Raw genomic sequence first — 18,868 nt, 5'->3', positions numbered from 1 at the left:
TCAGCTGGCCAGCCGCACCGGGCTGACGACCTCGGAGTACGCCGACGCGTCGCCGACGACGGTGCGGCTGCGCTGGCCGTAGACGTCGACCGGGATGTCGCCGGCCAGCGTGACCCGGTTGAGCCGCCGGTACTGATCGTCGTAGTCCGATACCGCGTAATGCTGAGTGGCCCGGTTGTCCCAGATCGCCAGATCGCCGGGTTGCCAGCTCCAGCGAATAGTGTTCTCCAGCTTGGTGATCCGGGCCTGGAACAGGCCGAATAATGTCGCGGACTCGGTTTTCCCCAAGCCCACAAAGTGCTTGACGAACTGGCCGAGCAGCAGCACGCGCTTCCCGGTCTCCGGGTGAACGCGCACCACCGGATGCTCCGTTTCGTAGTGGTCGGAAACGAACTCGTCGCGATACTCGCGGACCTCGTCGCTCACCGCCTCGAGCCTGCGGTCGACCTCGGCGGCATAGTCGTAGTCGTTGGTGTGCACGGCCCACAGATTGTCAGCGAGGGCACGAAGCGGTTCCGGCAACAGCTCGTAGGCCGTCTCCGTGTTGGCCCACGTGGTGGTACCGCCGTATTCGGGGAGCGAAATCGCGCGCAGCAGCGATGCTTTCGGAACACGATCGACGAATGTGACATCGGTGTGCCAGGCGTTGGCCTTGTCGTAGCGGGAGTCGATGGGAAGCAATCGAGAGCCGCGGGAGGTCACCGTCGGGTGAGCGGTCGTCGGCGTACCCAGCTTGGCCGCCAGAGCGAGTTGACCGTCGTCGTCGAGCCGGTGCTGATCGCGAAAGAAGACCACCTTGTGTTCGAGCAGCGCGGTGTTGATTTTCGAGGCACTTTCCTGATCCACATCCGCGCTGAGGTCGATACCGTCGATGCGCGCGCCGATATTCGCACTGAGCTTCACCACCCGCAGAGTCGAAGTCATCGGGCCTACCTCCCACCGTCGAACGAACCCAGCACACGCTGGCGTTTCGGCGCCGTGCCGACAAGTGTTTTCATCACCACGAATCGAATGCGGTTCTCGTTTGGTTTTGCTCGCGCGCGGGTACCGTCGGGCTGTGAGGGCACTGTGGGAGTACATCGCTGCCCACCATTCGCAGTTGGCTTTCGACTCTTACCAGCACGTAAGCGCGGTGGTGCAGAGCCTTCTCATCGCCACGATCGTCGGGGTGGCCGTCGGCGTGCTCACGTACCGCAATTCGCTGGCCTCCAACCTCGCAACAGCGACGTCCAGTGTGATTCTGACCGTGCCTGCCTTCGCCCTGCTGGGCCTTCTCATTCCGCTGTTCGGCCTCGGCGTGGTGCCCAGCGTCGCGGCGCTGGTGCTGTATTCGCTGCTGCCGATCATCCGTAACACCATCGTCGGTCTGAACGCCGTCGATCCAGCGTTGACCGACGCCGCGCGGGGTCTCGGAATGGGCCGGCTTGCCACCCTGAGTCGTGTCGAGTTACGGCTGGTGTGGCCGTCGATCCTGTCGGCCATGCGCATCAGCACACAGATGTCGATGGGCGTCCTTGCGATCGCCGCGTACGTGAAGGGGCCAGGCCTCGGCAACATCATCTTCGCGGGGCTCGCCAGAGTGGGCAGCCCGACTGCCATTCCCATGGCGCTCACCGGAACCCTGCTGATCGTCATCCTGGCGTTGCTGCTCGATGGGATCTTGGTGCTCATAGGGCGCTTCACTACGTCGAAAGGCATTCGGTGACAGACCAACTCGAGTCAGCGACCGCGCAGCCGTCGAGCGGGGCGCGAATCGTCCTCGACCATGTCTCCAAGGTCTACCCAGGCGCCAAACAACCCGCGGTCGACGACACCTCGCTGGACATCCCCGCGGGCGAGATCGTGATTTTCGTCGGACCCTCGGGATGCGGGAAAACCACGATGATGCGGATGATCAACCGGCTCAGCGAACCGACGTCGGGGCGCATCCTGATCGGCGACAAGGATGCGTTGTCCATCAAGCCGACCGAGCTGAGGCGGTCGATCGGCTACGCGATCCAGCAGGCGGGCCTGTTCCCACACATGACGATTCGGCAGAACGTCGGCCTGGTACCCGGCTTGCTGCGCTGGGACCGCAACAAGATCGACGACCGAGTCGATGAACTGCTCGATATGGTCGGGCTCGAGCCGGGACAGTACGCAGACCGCTATCCGCGACAGCTGTCCGGTGGCCAGCAGCAGAGGGTTGGTGTGGCACGCGCACTGGCTGCGGATCCGCCGGTGTTGTTGATGGACGAGCCGTTCGGCGCCGTCGACCCCATTACCAGAAGTACGCTGCAGGACGAACTTCTGCGACTGCAATCCGAACTGCGCAAGACCATCGTCTTCGTCACCCACGACTTCGGAGAAGCGGTCAAACTCGGCGACCGGATCGCGGTACTGGGACAGCAGAGCAAGGTCCTCCAATACGACACGCCGCAGGCGATCCTGGCCAACCCGGCCGACGATATCGTGGCCGGGTTCGTCGGATCCGGAGCATCGCTGCGCCAGCTCAGCCTCGTCCGAGTCAAGGATGTCGATCTGCGGGCCCACCCCGCTGTGCACCGCAACGACTCGCTTGAGAGCGTGCGAAATACGTTGGCTAACAGCGACTTCGATTGGCTTGTCGTTCTCGACGATCGGGACCGACCGGTGAACTGGGTCCGTGAGCGACACCTCCGCCACGCTCAGACGCTGGCCGATGCCTTCGAACCGCTCGACGTCGTCAGTACCCAGTCGACGCTCGAAGACGCGTTGGAGGCGATCCTGGCCGAGCAACACGCTTCCGCTGTCGTGACCGGACCCGGCAGCAAGTACGTGGGTGTCGTGACGTTGGACACCCTGATCGACACCATCACGCGGCTGCGTTCCGACGCCGAATCACCGGACGGTGACGAGTCGTGACCACCGCCGTCGACAACGCCGCACCGAAGACGACTGCAGCCGAACGCCTTCGGCTGTTGTTCCAACCCGCGCTGGTACTCGTCGTCGGCGCCGTGGTCATCTTCTGGGCGTTCGACCGTGACCTGACGGCCACGCAGCAGGAGAACATCAACGTCGGAAACGTCTCGACGTTGATCTGGCAGCATCTGCTGATCACCTTCGCGGTGACCGCGATTGTGCTGGCGGTCGGCATCCCGCTCGGCGTATTGGTCACGCGCCCGGGCGCAAAGGTACTGCGGCCGTTCATCGTCGGCATCGCCAACATCGGTCAGGCCGCACCGGCGATCGGCCTGTTGGTGCTGCTGTTTCTGTGGACGGCGAAGACCGGCTTCTGGATCGGGGTCCTACCGATCGCCCTCTACTCCCTGCTGCCCGTGCTCGCCAGCACGATCCTCGGCCTCGATCAGGTGGACCGATCGCTGATGGACGCAGGACGCGGTCAAGGAATGGCGCGCAGCGCGCTGCTGTTCAGAGTTGAACTGCCACTAGCGATTCCGTATATACTGCCTGGTCTGCGGACATCGCTGGTGATCGCGGTGGGGACGGCGACGCTGTCGTTCCTGGTGAATGCCGGTGGGCTCGGCATCCTCATCGACACGGGCTACAAGCTGCAAGACAACGTGACGCTGATTTTGGGCAGTGTGCTCGCGGTGTGTCTGGCGCTGCTGGTCGACTGGTTCGGCGGGCTCGCGGAATACTTCCTCAACCCCAAGGGACTTCGCTGATGCGGCGCGCGCTGGCCATGGTCGTCGCCGCGATATGTGTGCTGACCGTTTCGGCATGCGGGCTCGGTTCGGGCGGCACGGTGCCCTTCAAGGTGGGACCCGGTTCGATCAAGCCCAACGCCGCGTTGGAGGGCGTCAGGATCACCGTGGGCTCCAAGGAGTACACCGAACAGGTGATCATGGGCTACATCCTCGAATACACCTTGGCCGCCGCCGGCGCCGACGTGCGGGATCTGACCGGGATCGTCGGATCCCGCAGTACGCGAGAGGCGCAACTGCGCGACCAGGTCGACGTGGCCTACGAGTTCACCGGCAATGCCTGGATCAACTACCTCGGCAACGAGAAGCCGATACCGGACAGCCGCGAACAGTACGAAGCCGTCCGCGACGAAGACCTCGAGCGCAACGACATGGTATGGCTGCCACCGGGCCCGATGGATGACACCTACGCGCTGGCGGCCAGCAAAAGGGTGGTCGAGCGCACCGGTGTGCGAACACTTTCGCAGTACGCCGACCTGGTCAAGGCGAATCCTGCCGCCGCGAAAACCTGTGTGGACACCGAGTTTCGCGCCCGCCAGGACGGCTATCCCGGCATGGCCGCGGCCTACGGTTTCGATCCGGCTCGGGCGCAGACACCGGTGCTCCAGGTCGGCATCATCTACCAGGCCACCGCGGATGGCGACCAGTGCGACTTCGGGGAGGTGTTCACCACCGACGGCCGTATCGCGGCGCTCGATCTCGTGGTTCTCGAAGACGACAAGCAGTTCTTCGCGCACTACAACCCGTCGGTGACGATGAAGCGCGAGTTCTTCGAGGCGCACCCGGAAATTGCTGAGGTGACGGCGCCGGTGACCGCCGCGCTCACCAACGACGCGATCATCGAGATGAACAAGCAGGTTGACGTCGAGGGTCGGGACCCCGCGGTCGTCGCACGCGACTGGATGCTCGCCGAGGGTTTCGTCACGGCCGATTAACCGGCGAATTCGTCGATATCGGCCCTCGTCCGGCGTACCGTCCCGTACATCGGGAGGGGGCTGACCATGTCCAGACAACGTGCCCTCAGGGTCGCGATCATCGGCGCGGGCATGTCCGGCATCTGCATGGCGGTCAAACTGCAGGACGCCGGCATCGACGACTTCGTGATCTACGAGTCCGCCGACGACGTCGGCGGAACCTGGCGCGACAACACCTATCCCGGGTTGAGTTGCGACGTCCCGTCGCGTTTCTACTCGTATTCCTTCCGGCCCAATCCCGATTGGTCGCGTTTCATGTCGCCGGGTCCGGAGATCCACCGCTACTTCCGGCAGGTGGCCGACGAGCGTGGCATCACACCGCATATCAGGTTCGGTGCCGAAGTCACCGCCGCGCGATACCGCGACGGCCGGTGGACGGTGGGCACGCGCACGGGCGAGGAGCAGTTCGACGTCGTCGTGACAGCGACCGGTGTGCTGCGCATACCGCGGTATCCGGATATCGCCGGACTGGACAGCTTTGCGGGCGTCACGTTCCATTCGGCGCGATGGGATCATTCGGTCTCGCTGTCCGACAAGAGAATCGGATTGATCGGAACGGGATCAACGGGTGTACAGATCACCGCCGAACTGGGCGGCCAGGCGCGTGGCCTCACTGTCTTCCAGCGCACGCCCCAATGGGTCCTTCCGATGCCGAACCCGCGCTACGCGCGGCGCACCAGCGCGGCGATGCGCCGCTGGCCGACCCTGAACCGAGCGAGCTACCGGTTCTGGCAGTACTTCTTCGAGAACGGCTTAGCCCCTGCGGTCGTCGGACCGGGTTGGCAGCGTCGCTTGGTGTCCGCGCTGTGCCGCTGGAATCTGCGCTTTTCGGTGCGCGATCCGCAGATGCGCCGACGACTGACGCCCGACTACCAGGCGATGTGCAAACGGCTGGCGATGTCCTCGCATTACTACCGGGCGATCCAGAAGCCGGGTGTCGATCTGGTCACGGCGGCCATCGATCACGTCGAGGCGCGCGGCGTCGTGACTACGGACGGCGTGCTGCACGAACTCGACGTGCTCGTGCTCGCCACGGGTTTCGACGCCCACGCATACGTTCATCCGATCGAACTCGTCGGAGAGAACGGGCTCACGCTCGAGCAGGCGTGGGCGGACGGACCGCAGGCTTATCGGTCGGTCGCGGTGCCTGGCTTTCCGAACCTGTTCATGCTGATCGGACCGCACTCGCCGATCGGGAACCAGTCGCTGGTGATCATCGCTGAGAGCCAGGCCGAATATGCGATGTGGTGGATCGATCAGATCCGGTCCGGGCGCGTCGCAGCGGCAGCGCCGACCGAGGTTGCCACCAAGGATTACAACGAGCAGATGAAAGCCGATATGCCGCAGACGGTTTGGGTGACCGGATGCAAGAGCTGGTACCTCGGGAAGGACGGCCTGCCGGAGCTCTTCCCGTGGCGGCCGATCCGTCACCGCGAACTATTGGCCTCGCCTGAGCTTGGCGATTTCGACGTCCGAACCGCCTGAGTGTGACGGCCGACACACTATTGGTTCTAGTGATCTGTCCCACACATGTTGCGCTATTTCCGCCGTTTGAGCAGTACGTTCCTGACAACTGCACGCGTGTGCAGTAAGCGATGTCAGGAAGGAACAACGATGTTCGAATTCATCGTTTTCGGCGCCTTGATGGTCGTGCTCATCGGCGCGCTCGGACTGCTGCCGTACTCGCAGAGCACGTACGACCGCTGGAACCGCCGCTAACTCTGGCCCGGTCGGTAGGTGCCGAAGCACCAGACGTTGCCGTGCGGGTCGCGCGCGGCGAATTCGCGTGAGCCGTAGTCCTGGTCGGTCAGCCCCATGACGATATCGGCGCCGCCGGCAACCGCCCGGTCGTGCAGCCCGTCAGGGTCGTCCACCACGACGTAGAGCACGACTGGGCCCGGCAGCGCGAACGGGCTGTCGGTGCGGGCCGCGTCGTCGATCATGTCCAGGCCGTTGCCGACCTTCAGCTCCGCGTGCTTGAGCGGCTCGTCAGGTTCGGGGGGAACCACGAGGGTTGCGACGGCGCCGAATGTCCGCTCGAGCCAAGCGATCCCGGCGCGCGGGTCGCTGAAGGGAACAATCGGCACGGCTCCGTTGGTGGTCAGGGTTTCAGTCATGACATCGACGCTAGGCCGACACCGTCGCCTCGTCTTGGACGAAATTTACGGTCTGCGCCCGCAACTCGGTGGGGGTGATGTCGGCCAATTCACGTACCTCGCGGGCCAGGTGGGCCTGATCGAAGAAACCGCAGTCGAGTGCGACACCGGCCCAATCGACCGCCGGCTCGGAGGCCACGAGGGCCGCGAGCCGCTCGAATCGCACGATCCTCGCGACGAGCTTCGGCGGCAGCCCGACGGCGTCGCGGTAGCGCGCGATCAGCCGCCGGTGACTCCAGCCCAACTCCGCTGCCAGGCCTGAGATCGTCGCGGCACCGTAGCTCTCGGTGATGCGGCGCAGCGACCACGCCACTCCGGCGTCGACTGGTTCGGTGTCGGCAAGCCGCGCCCGGATCACGGCATCGACCAGACTGAAGCGGGCAGCCCAGTTGGGTGCGTCGCCGACCCGCTGCACGAGTTCGGATCCGAATCGGCCGAAGACGTCGTCTATGGGCACAGTTCGGTTGGCCAGCTCGCTCATCGGCATCCCGACCAGCCGGCGGGCGCCCAGTGGCGTCAGATCGACCTGCAGGCAGCGCGCGGAGCCGCCGTGGCCGACCATGACCGGCCCGTCGGTGATTCCCGCGACAAACGAGTTGAGCCGCAGCGGACCGGTCCGTGCGTGCTCGCGGTGGGCGACGGTCCATCCCGCATCGAGGTCGATGATGATCGGCACGAACGTGCACGGCAGTTCGCGAACCGTCACCGGACCGGAGCCTCGCTCCGCGTAACCCTCATAGCGCAACACGACGCCGCGCAGCGACGGGTGAGGTGTTCCGGACGCGAACATCGCGCTCACTCGATCCACGCTAGTCCTCACCCGCAGCAGCGGTGGGGTAGTAATGACGGGTGACTCCGCCGACCCAATCGCCGACGGTTTTGCTGTTGTCGACGTCCGACACCGACCTCATCACCGCCCGCGCCACCGGTGCTGGCTATCGGTGGGCCAATCCGTCCCGGCTGGTCGACGGCGAGCTCGACGAACTCGTCGGTGGCGCCGACATCGTCGTGGTCCGCATTCTCGGCGGCTACCGGGCCTGGGAGGACGGCATCGACACGCTGGAGGCCAGCGGTGTGCCGACGATCGTCGTCAGCGGTGAGCAGTCCCCGGACGCCGAGCTGATGGGCCATTCCACGACGCCGGCCGGTGTCGCGCTGCAGTCCCACGTCTACCTCGCCAACGGCGGTGTCGACAACCTGCGGCAACTGCACGCGTTCCTCTGCGACACGTTGTTGATGACCGGGTACGGCTTCGCACCGCCGGTCACCACACCGAACTGGGGCGTCCTCGCGCATCCGTCCGAAGGTGCCGAGGGGCCCATTGTCGCGGTGCTGTACTACCGCGCCCAGCATCTCGCCGGAAACACCGGCTATGTCGAGGCGCTGTGCCGTGCGATCGACGAAGCAGGCGGACGGCCACTGCCGGTGTTCTGCGCGTCATTGCGCACCGCCGACACCGAGCTGCTGGAGCTGCTCGGCACCGCCGACGCGTTGGTAACCACTGTGCTGGCCGCCGGCGGGTCGACCCCGGCCAGCGTCTCGGCCGGTGGTAACGACGACACCTGGAATGTCGCGCATCTGGCCGCGCTCGACGTCCCGATCCTGCAGGGGCTGTGTCTTACCAGTTCACGCTCGCAATGGCGGGACAACGACGACGGTTTGTCGCCACTCGACGTCGCGACCCAGGTCGCGGTCCCGGAGTTCGACGGCCGCATCATCACGGTCCCGTTCTCGTTCAAGGAGATTGACGACGAGGGCCTCATCTCCTATGTCGCCGACCCGGAACGCTGTGCCCGGGTCGCGGGGCTTGCGGTCCGCCACGCACAGCTGCGCGGAATCGCAGCCCCCCGGAAAAAGGTAGCGCTGGTGTTCTCGGCGTATCCCACCAAACACGCCCGCATCGGCAACGCCGTCGGCCTCGACACGCCGGCCAGCGCGATCGCGTTATTGCGCGCGATGCGCGACCACGGTTACCGGATCGACGACATTCCCGGCTTGGACGCGGGGGATGGGGACGCGTTGATCCATGCGTTGATCGAGCGCGGCGGTCAGGATGCCGACTGGCTGACCGACGGTCAGCTCGCCGGCAATCCGATCCGCTTGCCCGCCAAGGAGTATCGGGAGTGGTTTGCCACCCTGCCCGCCGAACTCACCGACGCGATGGTCGAACACTGGGGCCCGCCGCCCGGCGAGTTGTTCGTCGACCGCAGTCGCGATCCCGACGGCGAGATCGTGATCGCCGCGATACAGGCGGGCAACGTGGTGCTGATGGTCCAGCCCCCACGCGGTTTCGGGGAGAACCCGGTCGCGATCTACCACGATCCTGATCTGCCGCCCAGTCACCACTATCTGGCCGCCTACCGCTGGCTCGACGTCATGTTCGGCGCGGACGCCGTCGTGCACCTCGGCAAGCACGGCAACCTCGAATGGCTGCCGGGTAAGACCCTGGGCATGTCGTCGTCCTGCGGCACCGACGCCGCGCTCGGCGATCTGCCGCTGATCTACCCCTTCCTGGTCAACGATCCGGGGGAGGGCACGCAGGCCAAACGCCGCGCCCACGCCACGCTCGTGGATCACCTGATTCCGCCGATGGCCAGGGCCGAAACGTACGGCGACATCGCGCGCCTGGAACAACTGCTCGACGAGCATGCCAACATCGCGGCGCTCGACCCCGGCAAGCTGCCCGCCATCCGGCAGCAGATCTGGACGCTCATGCGGGCCGCCAAGATGGATCACGACCTCGGGCTCGACGACCGGCCCGACGAGGACTCGTTCGACGACATGCTGCTGCATGTCGACGGCTGGCTGTGCGAGATCAAGGACGTCCAGATCCGCGACGGACTGCACATCCTGGGCGAAAAGCCCACGGGTGAGGCGGAAATCGATCTGGTGCTCGCGATCCTGCGCGCCCGCCAGCTGTTCGGCGGCGAACAAAGCGTGCCCGGACTTCGACAGGCCCTCGGCCTGGCCGAGGACGGCCACGACGAACGCGCCGCGGTCGACACCGCCGAGGCCCAGGCCCGCGGACTCGTTGTGGCACTTGCGGACTCGGGATGGGATCCCGCCGTCGTCGACACGCTCTCCGACAACGCCGACGTCGCGGCGATCCTGCGGTTCGCGGCCACCGAGGTGGTGCCGCGACTGGCGGGCACCGAAGCAGAGATCCCGCAGATCCTGCGTGCGCTCGACGGTCGCTTCGTCCCGGCAGGGCCGTCGGGTTCGCCACTGCGCGGCCTGGTCAACGTGCTGCCGACCGGCCGCAACTTCTACTCCGTCGACCCCAAGGCGGTGCCGTCGCGGCTGGCGTGGGAAACCGGTGTGGCCATGGCAGATTCGCTGCTGGCGCGCTACCGGGAGGACCACGGCGACTGGCCGCGCTCGGTCGGGTTGTCGGTGTGGGGCACGTCAGCCATGCGCACCTCGGGCGACGACATCGCCGAAGTGCTCGCGCTGCTGGGGGTCCGGCCGGTATGGGACGACGCGTCGCGGCGTGTGGTGAACCTGGAACCGATCGGGCTGGACGAACTGAGCCGTCCGCGCATCGATGTCACCGTGCGTATCTCGGGCTTCTTCCGCGACGCCTTCCCGCATGTTGTCACGATGCTCGACGACGCGGTGCAACTCGTCGCGGGTCTCGACGAGGGGGGCGAGCACAACTACGTCCGCGCCCACTCGCAGGCGGATCTGGCTGAGCATGGCGACCAGAGGCGTTCCACGATAAGAATATTCGGCTCCAAGCCGGGGACCTATGGCGCCGGTCTGCTGCAACTGATCGACAGCCGCAACTGGCGCGACGACGCGGACCTAGCGGAGGTCTACACCGCGTGGGGCGGTTTCGCCTACGGCCGCGGTTTGGACGGCAGGCCGGCGACCGACGACATGAACCAGAACTACCGTCGCATCGCGGTCGCAGCCAAGAACACCGACACCCGCGAGCACGACATCGCCGACTCCGACGACTACTTCCAGTACCACGGTGGCATGGTCGCGACGGTGCGCGCGTTGACCGGAAAGGCGCCCGCCGCCTACATCGGCGACAACACCCGGCCCGACGCAGTCCGCACCCGCACCCTTTCGGAGGAGACCGCCCGCGTGTTCCGCGCCCGCGTCGTCAACCCGCGGTGGATCAACGCGATGCGGCGACACGGGTACAAAGGCGCCTTCGAGATGGCTGCGACCGTCGACTATCTGTTCGGCTACGACGCGACCGCCGGTGTGATGGCCGACTGGATGTATGAGCGGCTGTCAGCCGAGTACGTCCTCGACGACGACAACCGCAAGTTCATGGCGGAGTCGAATCCGTGGGCCCTACACGGCATGGCCGAAAGGCTGCTGGAGGCGGCGGGCCGCGCCATGTGGGCACAGCCCGACCAGGCGACGCTCGACGGACTGCGGCAGGTGCTGTTGGAGACCGAAGGCGACCTCGAGGGCTGACCGCTACGTTTGGGGAATGCCAACGACCTTTGCCGACATTGCCAAATCGGAATACATCCTGCTGACCACGTTCACCAAGGACGGCCGACCCAAGCCCACCGCGGTCTGGGCGCCCCCGGACGGCGACCGTCTCCTCGTCATCACGCAGGAGAAGTCGTGGAAGGTCAAGCGCATTCGGAACACCCCGCGCGTGACGATCGCGGAATGCGACCGCAGCGGCAATCCGAAGAGTGAAGCGGTCGAGGCGGTGGCGACGATCCTGGACAAATCTGCGAACGCCACCACATACGACTTGATCGGAAAGCGCTACGGTCTGCTGGGCAAGACGTTCAACGTCTTCTCGAAGCTGCGCGGTGGCATGAAGAACAACGTGACCATCGAACTGAAAGCCCCGTAGCCGACGCACCGTTTCAGCGGCGCCGCCGGTGGGTATCCTTGTGCATCGTTTGGGCATCGAAAGAACGGAACCCATGGCAGACACCTTTGAAGACATCGCCCGGTCGAAGTACATGCTGCTGACCACCTACACCAAGGACGGCCGGCCGAAGCCGACGACCGTATGGGGCGTGTACAACGACGGCAAACTGCTTATCTCGACCGACGACGGCTCGTGGAAGACCAAGCGCATCAACAACACGCCGCGGGTCACCATTCAGCGGGCCTACGCAATCGGCAACAAGCCGAAGGGCGAACCGGTCGAGGCGGTGGCGCGGAATCTGCCCAAGTCCGAGAATCGACGCGTCTTCGACATGGTCACCAAAAAGTACTGGTGGCACGCGTGGTGGTGGATTCCGCAGGCGATCGTCCGCGGGGGCATCGACAAGGTGCACAGCGCCATCGAGGTGAGGCCCGCCTAGGGCTGGAACCCGGAGCGGCATCCCATACGTTGTCCAATGCATGGCGATGCGGCTGCTTGTTCTGTACTGGGTCATCGAGCTGGCGGTGATCGTCGCGCTGGTGTCGACAATCGGCTTCGGCTGGACGATGTTGCTGCTGCTCGGCACCTTCGTGGTTGGCATTGCACTGGCCGGATCCCAGGTGAAACGGCATTTCCGCCGGCTGCGCTCCGGGATCGACCCGGCATCGATGCACGGGGCGGCGGCGGACAGCGTGCTGGTCGCGCTGGGCACCGTGCTCGTCGTCATCCCGGGTTTGGCCAGCTCCGTCATCGGCGCCCTGCTCCTGCTGCCGCCGACGCGGGCGGCCGCCCGTCCCATGGTGTCGGCCATGGCCGCGCGTCGCATGCCGCTGATCACCGTTCAGAGTGCTGCCCGTTACAGGGCGCCGCGCGGTGACTACATTGACGGCGAGGTCATCGATGTCACCGACATCGAGCCTGCTGCCGTGGAGCGCAAACCCGACTAAGTGACGACCCTCCTCCTGAACGGCCGGGTGCACAGCCCGGCGATGCCCGACGCGTCCGCATTGGCGGTGCGCGACGGTGTCGTGGCGTGGCTGGGCAGTGACGACGTAGGCCGCGCGCAGTATCCCGACGCGCAGATCGTCGACCTGGAAGGCGCCTTCGTCGCACCGGCGTTCGTCGACAGCCACGTCCACCTCACCGCGACCGGACTGACCCTGATCGGGCTGGACCTGCGGCGCGCGACCTCGCTGGGGCACTGCCTGCAATTGCTCGGTGACTACGCCCGCGCCCACCCGAAAGGTGCGGTGTGGGGGCATGGCTGGGATGAATCCCGCTGGCCCGAGCGAACCCCGCCGAGCACCGCCGATATCGATGAAGCGGTCGGCGACAGGCCGGCATACCTGGCCCGGGTAGACGTCCACTCCGCCGCCGCCTCGACCGCACTGCGCCGACTCGCACCCGGTCTCGCCGGCGCGCACGGTTTTTCCAAGGAACAGCCGCTCACCGCCGACGCACACCATGTGGTCCGCGCGGCCGCACGCGACGGGCTGACCACCCAGCAACGACGGCACGCGCAGCTGGCCGCCCTGAATGCCGCCGCTGCACTCGGCATCGTCGCGGTGCACGAATGCGCGGGCCCGGAAATTGGTGGCCTCGATGACTGGAACGAGGTGCGTGGCATCGAGCACGGTGTCGAGGTCATCGGCTACTGGGGTGAAGCGGTGAGCAGCGCTGCCGAAGCGCGAGATCTGATCGCGCGCACCGGTGCCCGGGGACTGGCCGGCGACCTGTTCGTCGACGGTGCACTCGGCTCACGCACCGCGTGGCTGCGCAGCCCCTATCTCGACGCGCCAGACTGCTGCGGCAACGCGTATCTCGATACCGACGCGATCGCAGCACACCTGCGCGCCTGCACGGAAGCGCGGATCACCGCGGGGTTCCACGTGATCGGCGACGCGGCCGTCGGCGCCGTGATCGATGCGTTCGAGCGCGTCGTAGAACTATTCGGCGCACCCGCGGTCGCCGCGTGCGGACACCGCCTAGAACACCTCGAGATGGTGACCGAGGATCAGGCGCACCGGCTCGGCGTGTGGGGCGTGGTCGCCAGCATGCAGCCCAATTTCGACGCGCTGTGGGGGGGAGAACACGGCATGTACGCCCAGCGCCTCGGGGCCGAGCGGTCAAGATCGTTGAATCCGTTTGCGCTGCTAGCATCCCAAGGCGTGCCACTCGCTTTCGGCTCCGACAGTCCCGTCACCAGCATGAATCCGTGGGCGACCATACGTGCGGCAACACAGCATCAGACCCGGGGTAGCGCACTGTCCGCGCGCGCTGCGTTTGCCGCGGCCACCCGTGGCGCATGGCGCGCCGCCGGCGTTCGGGACGGCGCGACCGGCACCCTGGCACCCGGCGCCCCGGCAAGCTACGCCGTCTGGGACGCCGACGAGCTCGAGGTCAGCGCGCCCAGCCAATCGGGGTCTCGCGCGGTGCAGCGCTGGTCGACCGATGCCCGCTCGCGCGTACCCGCGCTACCTCGACTCGACGACGTAATGCCGCGCTGTCGCCAAACCGTGCACCGAGGTGTCGTCATCCATGGCTGACGACGTGCGTCCCGCCGCCCTCGACGACGCCGACGATGCAAACGACGTAGCCGACGAACCGGTCGAGCGTCGTTCGCGGGCAAAGCGGTTCGGTCACGGTGTGATCGAACGCCTGCCCCAGCTGAGCGTCGCGATCGTCGCCGGTCTGGCGCTGTGCCTGAGCTTCCCGCCGTTCGGCTGGTGGTATATGGCTTTCCTGGCGTTCGCGTTGCTGGCATGGGTGCTGACCCGCGAAACAACCACTGTCGCAGGCGGATTCGGCTACGGATTCCTTTTCGGGTTGACCTTCTACCTGCCGTTGCTGCCGTGGGTCAGCGGGTTCGTCGGTCCGGTTCCTTGGCTGGCGCTGTGCATGCTCGAGGCACTTTTCCCCGCTCTGTTCGGCGCGCTGGCGGTCGCTGTTCGGCGGCTGCCGGGGTGGCCACTGTGGTTCGCGGGGCTGTGGGCCGCGCAGGAGTGGCTCAAGTCGACCGTGCCCTTCGGCGGATTCCCGTGGGGCGTCGTGGCCTACAGCCAGACCGATGGACCGCTGATATCACTGGTACAGGCGGGCGGCGCACCGTTGCTGTCGTTCGCCGTCGTGCTGATCGGATTCAGCTTGGCCGCAATCACTCTGGAGATCGTGACGTGGTGGCGGTCAGGCAGTACCAGAACCGCGAGGCCGCCTGCGGTGGTGATCCCCGGGGCATGCGTCACCGTCGTCCTGTTGCTGACCGCGCTCACCTGGCCGCAAGTCCGGCACTCGGGCATGGGCGCGGACGACGAACAGCCGGTCACGGTCGCCGCGGTTCAGGGGAACGTGCCCAGACTCGGCCTGGAATTCAACGCCCAGCGGCGCGCGGTCCTGGACAACCACGTCCGAGAAACGGAGCGGCTGGCCGACGATGTGCGCGCGGGCCGGGCGCAACAGCCGATGTTCGTCATCTGGCCGGAGAACTCCTCAGACATCGACCCGCTGGCCAATCCGGACGCGAACGCGGAGATCTCGGCGGCTGCGGACGCCATCGACGCACCGATCCTGGTCGGAAGTGTGGTGGCGGCGCCGGGCTACACCCGGGACAACCCGGTCTCGAACAATTCGGTCATCGTATGGAACCCCGAGACCGGTCCGGACGAACGTCACGACAAACAAATCGTCCAGCCGTTCGGCGAATACCTGCCGTGGCGCAGCTTCTTCCGCCTGTTGTCGCCATACGCCGACCGCGCCGGCTATTTCATCCCCGGCAGCGGCACCGGTGTGGTGCACGCCGCGGGCGTACCCATTGGGGTCGCCACGTGCTGGGAGGTGATCTTCGACCGCGCCACCCGCGAGTCGGTGCGCAATGGGGCGCAGATCCTGGCCGTCCCCACCAACAACGCCACGTTCGACGAGGCGATGAGCCGACAGCAGCTCGCCTTCGCGCGGTTGCGCGCCGTCGAACATGACCGCTACGTCGTGGTCGCCGGAACGACCGGTATCAGCGCGGTCATCGCGCCAGACGGACGTGAGCTTGCCCGCACCGAGTTCTTCGAACCCGCCTACCTGGACACTCAGGTGCGGCTGAAGTCCCAGCTCACAGCCGCGACGCGATGGGCGCCGCTGGTCGAGGGCGTGCTGGTCGCCATCGGCGTTGGGGCTCTGCTCGCCGCGATACTGCACAATGGGAGTTTCGTTCGTCGGCTACGAACGACGAAAGACAGAGGAGCTAAATGACGACGGGCCCGGGCCCCGGGGATCGCCCAAGTCAGCGCACGCTGGTCATCATCCCCACCTACAACGAGCGGGAAAACCTGCCGTTGATCGTCGGACGCGTACAGGACGCATGTCCCGACGTGCACATTCTGGTCGTCGATGACGGCAGCCCAGATGGCACCGGCGAGCTGGCCAACGAGTTTGCGCTCGCCGATCCAGACCGAGTGCATGTGATGAACCGTGCTGGCAAGGGTGGCCTCGGAGCGGCGTATCTGGCGGGTTTCGAGTGGGGCCTGGGGCGCGGTTACAGCGTCCTGGTCGAGATGGATGCCGACGGCAGCCATCCGCCCGAACAGCTGCACCGTCTGCTCGACCGCATCGACAACGGCGCCGATCTGGTGATCGGCTCGCGATACGTCAAGGGTGGGCAAGTCCGCAACTGGCCGCGAAAGCGACTGGTGCTGTCCCGGACCGCCAACGGCTACTCGCGAATCCTGCTCGGTGTCGACATCCACGACATCACTGCCGGGTACCGCGCGTACCGGCGCGAGGTGCTGGAGAAGATCGACCTGTCAACGGTCGACTCGAAGGGCTATTGCTTCCAGATCGACCTGACGTGGCGAACCATCAACAACGGGTTCGTCGTCGTCGAGGTGCCGATCACGTTCACCGAGCGTGAGTTCGGCCAATCGAAGATGAGCGGATCCAACATCCGCGAGGCGCTGTTCAAGGTCGCGGAGTGGGGTTTCCGCGGGCGTCTCGATCGCGCCCGCGGCCGTGGCGTGACGCGCTAACCAGCCCCGAATCAGCCCCGGCGGCGAGCCTTGATGATGTCGAGGCGCTCCTTGAGCAGTTCCTCGAGTTCGTCGACCGAGCGGCGCTCCAGGAGCATGTCCCAGTGGGTGCGCGGCGGCTTGGTCTTCTTGGGCTCCGGCGCGTCACCCTCGATGAGCGTGCCTTCCATACCGTTGCGGCACAGCCAGGTGTGGGGGATCTCGGCGTCGTCGGCGAACGGGACGTCGAACTCCTCGCCGTTGTCGGTGCGGTAGCGAGCCACCTGACGCGGCGCAAGATCGTGGTTACGGTCGGTCTCGTAGCTCACGGCACCGAGACGACTACCCCTCAAGACGCGATCAGCCATGGTCAACACTCCTCAGTCAATGCAGTTCTCCGGAGAATCAACGCAGCGGCACGACACGCAGTTCCCGACTCGGCCTTTGATGATACCGGGATTCCTGCGTCGGCCGGTTTACAGTCGGCTCCGTGGTTCCCGGGACATTGAAAAACCGCCGACGTTCTCAACCGTGTCGCTGGTGCGGGCGCGAAGTCGCTGACGCTGGGCTGGGCCGACGCAGGCAGTACTGCAGGCAGTCGTGTCGTCAGCGGGCCTACGAACAGCGATCCGTCGTCAGGGGCACCTCACTTGCACCCGACGCGGTGGTGTTGACCGCCGACGAGGCCGCGGAGCTCGCCGACCGCGTCTACCAGGTCAGATGTGCCGCCGAGGATGTATCGACCGCCGTCGACGAGGGCGCGGACGGCATCGAGTTGCGGCAACTGTGCGACGCGCTGATGCGTGCGGCCAGGGCGGCCGACGGCTGGCGTTAGTTTCGAACCTTCTCGGGGGGCTGCTCGTCGTTACGATGACCTGCAAACCTCCCGATGGGACCCGCCGTGACCTTGTCAACACCTGAGTCTTCATCCCCTGTGCCCACCTCGACGGGCGTGTGGAGGTTCGGACAATTCGTGCTGGACACCCAGCGCTATGAATTGCGATCCGGCGCAGAGTTGATCCGCGTCGAGCCCCAGGTGTTCGATGTGCTGACTCAATTGGTGAGCAACGCGCACCGATTCGTATCGAAAGAGGAACTGTTCGATTCGGTGTGGGGCGGTCGCTTCGTCACGGAAGCCGCGTTGACGAGCCGTATCAAGGCCGCCCGCCGCGCACTGGGCGACGACGGTGAGTCGCAGCGCTTCATCCGGACCGTCCGCGGCCGCGGCTATCAGTTCGTCGGCACCCTCACCGCCGACGAACCGCCGGCACCTGCGCCGCAGGAGATCGCGGTACCCGATGAGCCGCCGCCGCCACGACAGCACATCGCGTTCTGCAAGGCCGCCGACGGAGTGCGGCTTGCCTACGCGGTGGCGGGGGAGGGACCGCCGCTCGTGCGGGCCGCGAACTGGATGACCCACCTCGGATACGACATCGAAAGCCCGGTCTGGAAGCACTGGGTGCGCGACCTGTCGAACAACCGCCAATTCATTCGCTACGACGAGCGCGGGTGCGGGTTATCCGATTGGGATGCAACAGAATTCACATTCGATGACTGGGTGACCGACTTGGAGTCCGTCGTGGAGGCGCTTGGTCTGCAGCGGTTTCCGCTTCTCGGCGTCTCACAGGGCGGCGCAGTAGCGGTGGCCTACGCGGCCCGTCATCCCGAGAAAGTCAGCCGCCTGGTGCTGTGCAGCGCTTACGCGCGGGGCCGAGCAGTTCGCGCGTCCGGCGAGGACGAAAAACGTGCCGCGGCGCTCGATCTCGAACTCGCCCGAGTCGGTTGGGGTCGTGACGATCCCGCGTTCCGGCAGGTCTTCGCCGCACAGTTCATTCCCGACGGCACCCGCGCCGACTGGGCTGCCTTCGATCAACTGCAGCGTCGCACCACGTCGCCCGAGAACGCGGTGCGGTTCCTCGAGGAGTTCGGGCGCATCGATGTCCGCGACCTGGCGCGCGAGGTCTCCTGCCCGACGCTGATCATGCACTCCCGTGACGATCACCGGGTTCCGTTGCGGTACGGCGAGGAACTGGCGTCGCTGATTCCGAATTCCCGCCTCGTCGCGCTGTCCAGTAACAACCATCTGCTGACCGCAACCGAGTCGGCGTGGCAGGTGTTCCGGGCCGAGATCGACGAATTTCTGGCTGTCTGATCAGCTGCCGTACAGATCTCCACGCAATCTCCATGCATTCTTCATGTAAGGCCGGTC

The 18,868-nt window shown here is 66.0% G+C and carries 17 protein-coding genes and 1 pseudogene; 14 read left to right on the top strand and 4 right to left on the bottom strand.

Annotated elements, in window-relative coordinates; translation table 11 throughout:
- On the bottom strand, positions 1-924 hold the full coding sequence (locus M1248_RS23970) for a TauD/TfdA family dioxygenase (protein ID WP_317149931.1): 924 nt from the start codon (positions 922-924) through the stop codon (positions 1-3).
- 133 nt (positions 925-1,057) lie between these two features.
- On the opposite strand from M1248_RS23970, the gene M1248_RS23965 reads away from it, so the two are divergent.
- The 5 genes from M1248_RS23965 (at position 1,058) to M1248_RS23945 (ending at position 6,145) form a co-directional block, all read left to right on the top strand.
- Positions 1,058-1,705, top strand: a complete 648-nt coding sequence (locus M1248_RS23965) for an ABC transporter permease (protein WP_317149930.1) — start codon at positions 1,058-1,060, stop codon at positions 1,703-1,705.
- Positions 1,702-2,883: an ATP-binding cassette domain-containing protein gene (locus tag M1248_RS23960; RefSeq protein WP_317149929.1), complete on the top strand. Its 1,182-nt coding sequence runs from the start codon at positions 1,702-1,704 to the stop codon at positions 2,881-2,883. Before M1248_RS23965 ends, M1248_RS23960 begins: the two co-directional genes overlap by 4 nt.
- Positions 2,880-3,647, top strand: coding sequence for an ABC transporter permease (locus M1248_RS23955; protein ID WP_317149928.1), 768 nt, complete (start codon positions 2,880-2,882; stop codon positions 3,645-3,647). Before M1248_RS23960 ends, M1248_RS23955 begins: the two co-directional genes overlap by 4 nt.
- Positions 3,647-4,621 carry a glycine betaine ABC transporter substrate-binding protein gene (locus M1248_RS23950; protein ID WP_317149927.1) on the top strand — a complete coding sequence of 325 codons (975 nt, stop codon included), beginning with the start codon at positions 3,647-3,649 and terminating at the stop codon, positions 4,619-4,621. The genes M1248_RS23955 and M1248_RS23950 overlap by 1 nt, the downstream gene beginning before the upstream one ends.
- Positions 4,622-4,687: 66 nt before the next feature.
- Positions 4,688-6,145 (top strand): NAD(P)/FAD-dependent oxidoreductase, encoded by a 1,458-nt coding sequence (locus M1248_RS23945; protein ID WP_317149926.1) that lies wholly within the window; start codon positions 4,688-4,690, stop codon positions 6,143-6,145.
- 230 nt (positions 6,146-6,375) lie between these two features.
- On the opposite strand, the gene M1248_RS23940 is transcribed toward M1248_RS23945, so the two are convergent.
- Complete coding sequence (locus tag M1248_RS23940; RefSeq protein WP_317149925.1) at positions 6,376-6,777, bottom strand: VOC family protein; 402 nt, start codon at positions 6,775-6,777, stop codon at positions 6,376-6,378.
- Positions 6,778-6,787: 10 nt separating this feature from the next.
- A complete protein-coding gene (locus tag M1248_RS23935; protein WP_317149968.1) occupies positions 6,788-7,606 on the bottom strand; it encodes a helix-turn-helix domain-containing protein in 819 nt (272 codons plus the stop codon).
- A 59-nt stretch (positions 7,607-7,665) separates the two neighbouring features.
- Between M1248_RS23935 and cobN the strand changes: the two genes are divergently transcribed.
- From cobN to M1248_RS23900, 7 genes and pseudogenes are all read left to right on the top strand, one after another.
- Positions 7,666-11,250 (top strand): cobaltochelatase subunit CobN, encoded by a 3,585-nt coding sequence (gene cobN / locus M1248_RS23930; protein WP_317149924.1) that lies wholly within the window; start codon positions 7,666-7,668, stop codon positions 11,248-11,250.
- 16 nt (positions 11,251-11,266) lie between these two features.
- Positions 11,267-11,647 carry a PPOX class F420-dependent oxidoreductase gene (locus M1248_RS23925; RefSeq protein ID WP_163727931.1) on the top strand — a complete coding sequence of 127 codons (381 nt, stop codon included), beginning with the start codon at positions 11,267-11,269 and terminating at the stop codon, positions 11,645-11,647.
- A gap of 73 nt (positions 11,648-11,720) precedes the next feature.
- Positions 11,721-12,107, top strand: coding sequence for a PPOX class F420-dependent oxidoreductase (locus M1248_RS23920; protein WP_163727934.1), 387 nt, complete (start codon positions 11,721-11,723; stop codon positions 12,105-12,107).
- A gap of 40 nt (positions 12,108-12,147) precedes the next feature.
- The gene (locus tag M1248_RS23915; RefSeq protein WP_163727936.1) at positions 12,148-12,615 is read left to right on the top strand and encodes an FxsA family protein; all 468 of its coding nucleotides are present in this window, start codon (positions 12,148-12,150) and stop codon (positions 12,613-12,615) included.
- Positions 12,616-14,214, top strand: coding sequence for an amidohydrolase (locus M1248_RS23910; protein ID WP_317149923.1), 1,599 nt, complete (start codon positions 12,616-12,618; stop codon positions 14,212-14,214).
- On the top strand, positions 14,207-15,907 hold the full coding sequence (gene lnt / locus M1248_RS23905; protein ID WP_163727942.1) for an apolipoprotein N-acyltransferase: 1,701 nt from the start codon (positions 14,207-14,209) through the stop codon (positions 15,905-15,907). The genes M1248_RS23910 and lnt overlap by 8 nt, the downstream gene beginning before the upstream one ends.
- Positions 15,904-16,656: pseudogene (locus M1248_RS23900) on the top strand (polyprenol monophosphomannose synthase); the annotation flags it as partial. The gene lnt and the pseudogene M1248_RS23900, both read left to right, overlap by 4 nt.
- Positions 16,657-16,691: 35 nt before the next feature.
- Here M1248_RS23900 and M1248_RS23895 read toward each other — a convergent pair.
- Positions 16,692-17,027 carry an RNA polymerase-binding protein RbpA gene (locus tag M1248_RS23895; RefSeq protein WP_006245254.1) on the bottom strand — a complete coding sequence of 112 codons (336 nt, stop codon included), beginning with the start codon at positions 17,025-17,027 and terminating at the stop codon, positions 16,692-16,694.
- Positions 17,028-17,164: 137 nt separating this feature from the next.
- Between M1248_RS23895 and M1248_RS23890 the strand changes: the two genes are divergently transcribed.
- Together M1248_RS23890 and M1248_RS23885 are read left to right on the top strand one after the other, a co-directional pair.
- Entirely contained in the window at positions 17,165-17,494 is a 330-nt protein-coding gene (locus tag M1248_RS23890) for a hypothetical protein (RefSeq protein ID WP_163737106.1), read from the top strand.
- 54 nt (positions 17,495-17,548) lie between these two features.
- On the top strand, positions 17,549-18,811 hold the full coding sequence (locus tag M1248_RS23885) for an alpha/beta fold hydrolase (protein WP_317149922.1): 1,263 nt from the start codon (positions 17,549-17,551) through the stop codon (positions 18,809-18,811).
- Positions 18,812-18,868 lie beyond the last annotated feature (57 nt).

Source organism: Mycobacterium sp. 29Ha (assembly GCF_032883055.1).
GTDB classification, from domain to species: domain Bacteria; phylum Actinomycetota; class Actinomycetes; order Mycobacteriales; family Mycobacteriaceae; genus Mycobacterium; species Mycobacterium gallinarum.
The sequence above is the reverse complement of the archived record's forward strand: the minus strand, read 5'-3'. Positions and strand labels throughout refer to the sequence as shown.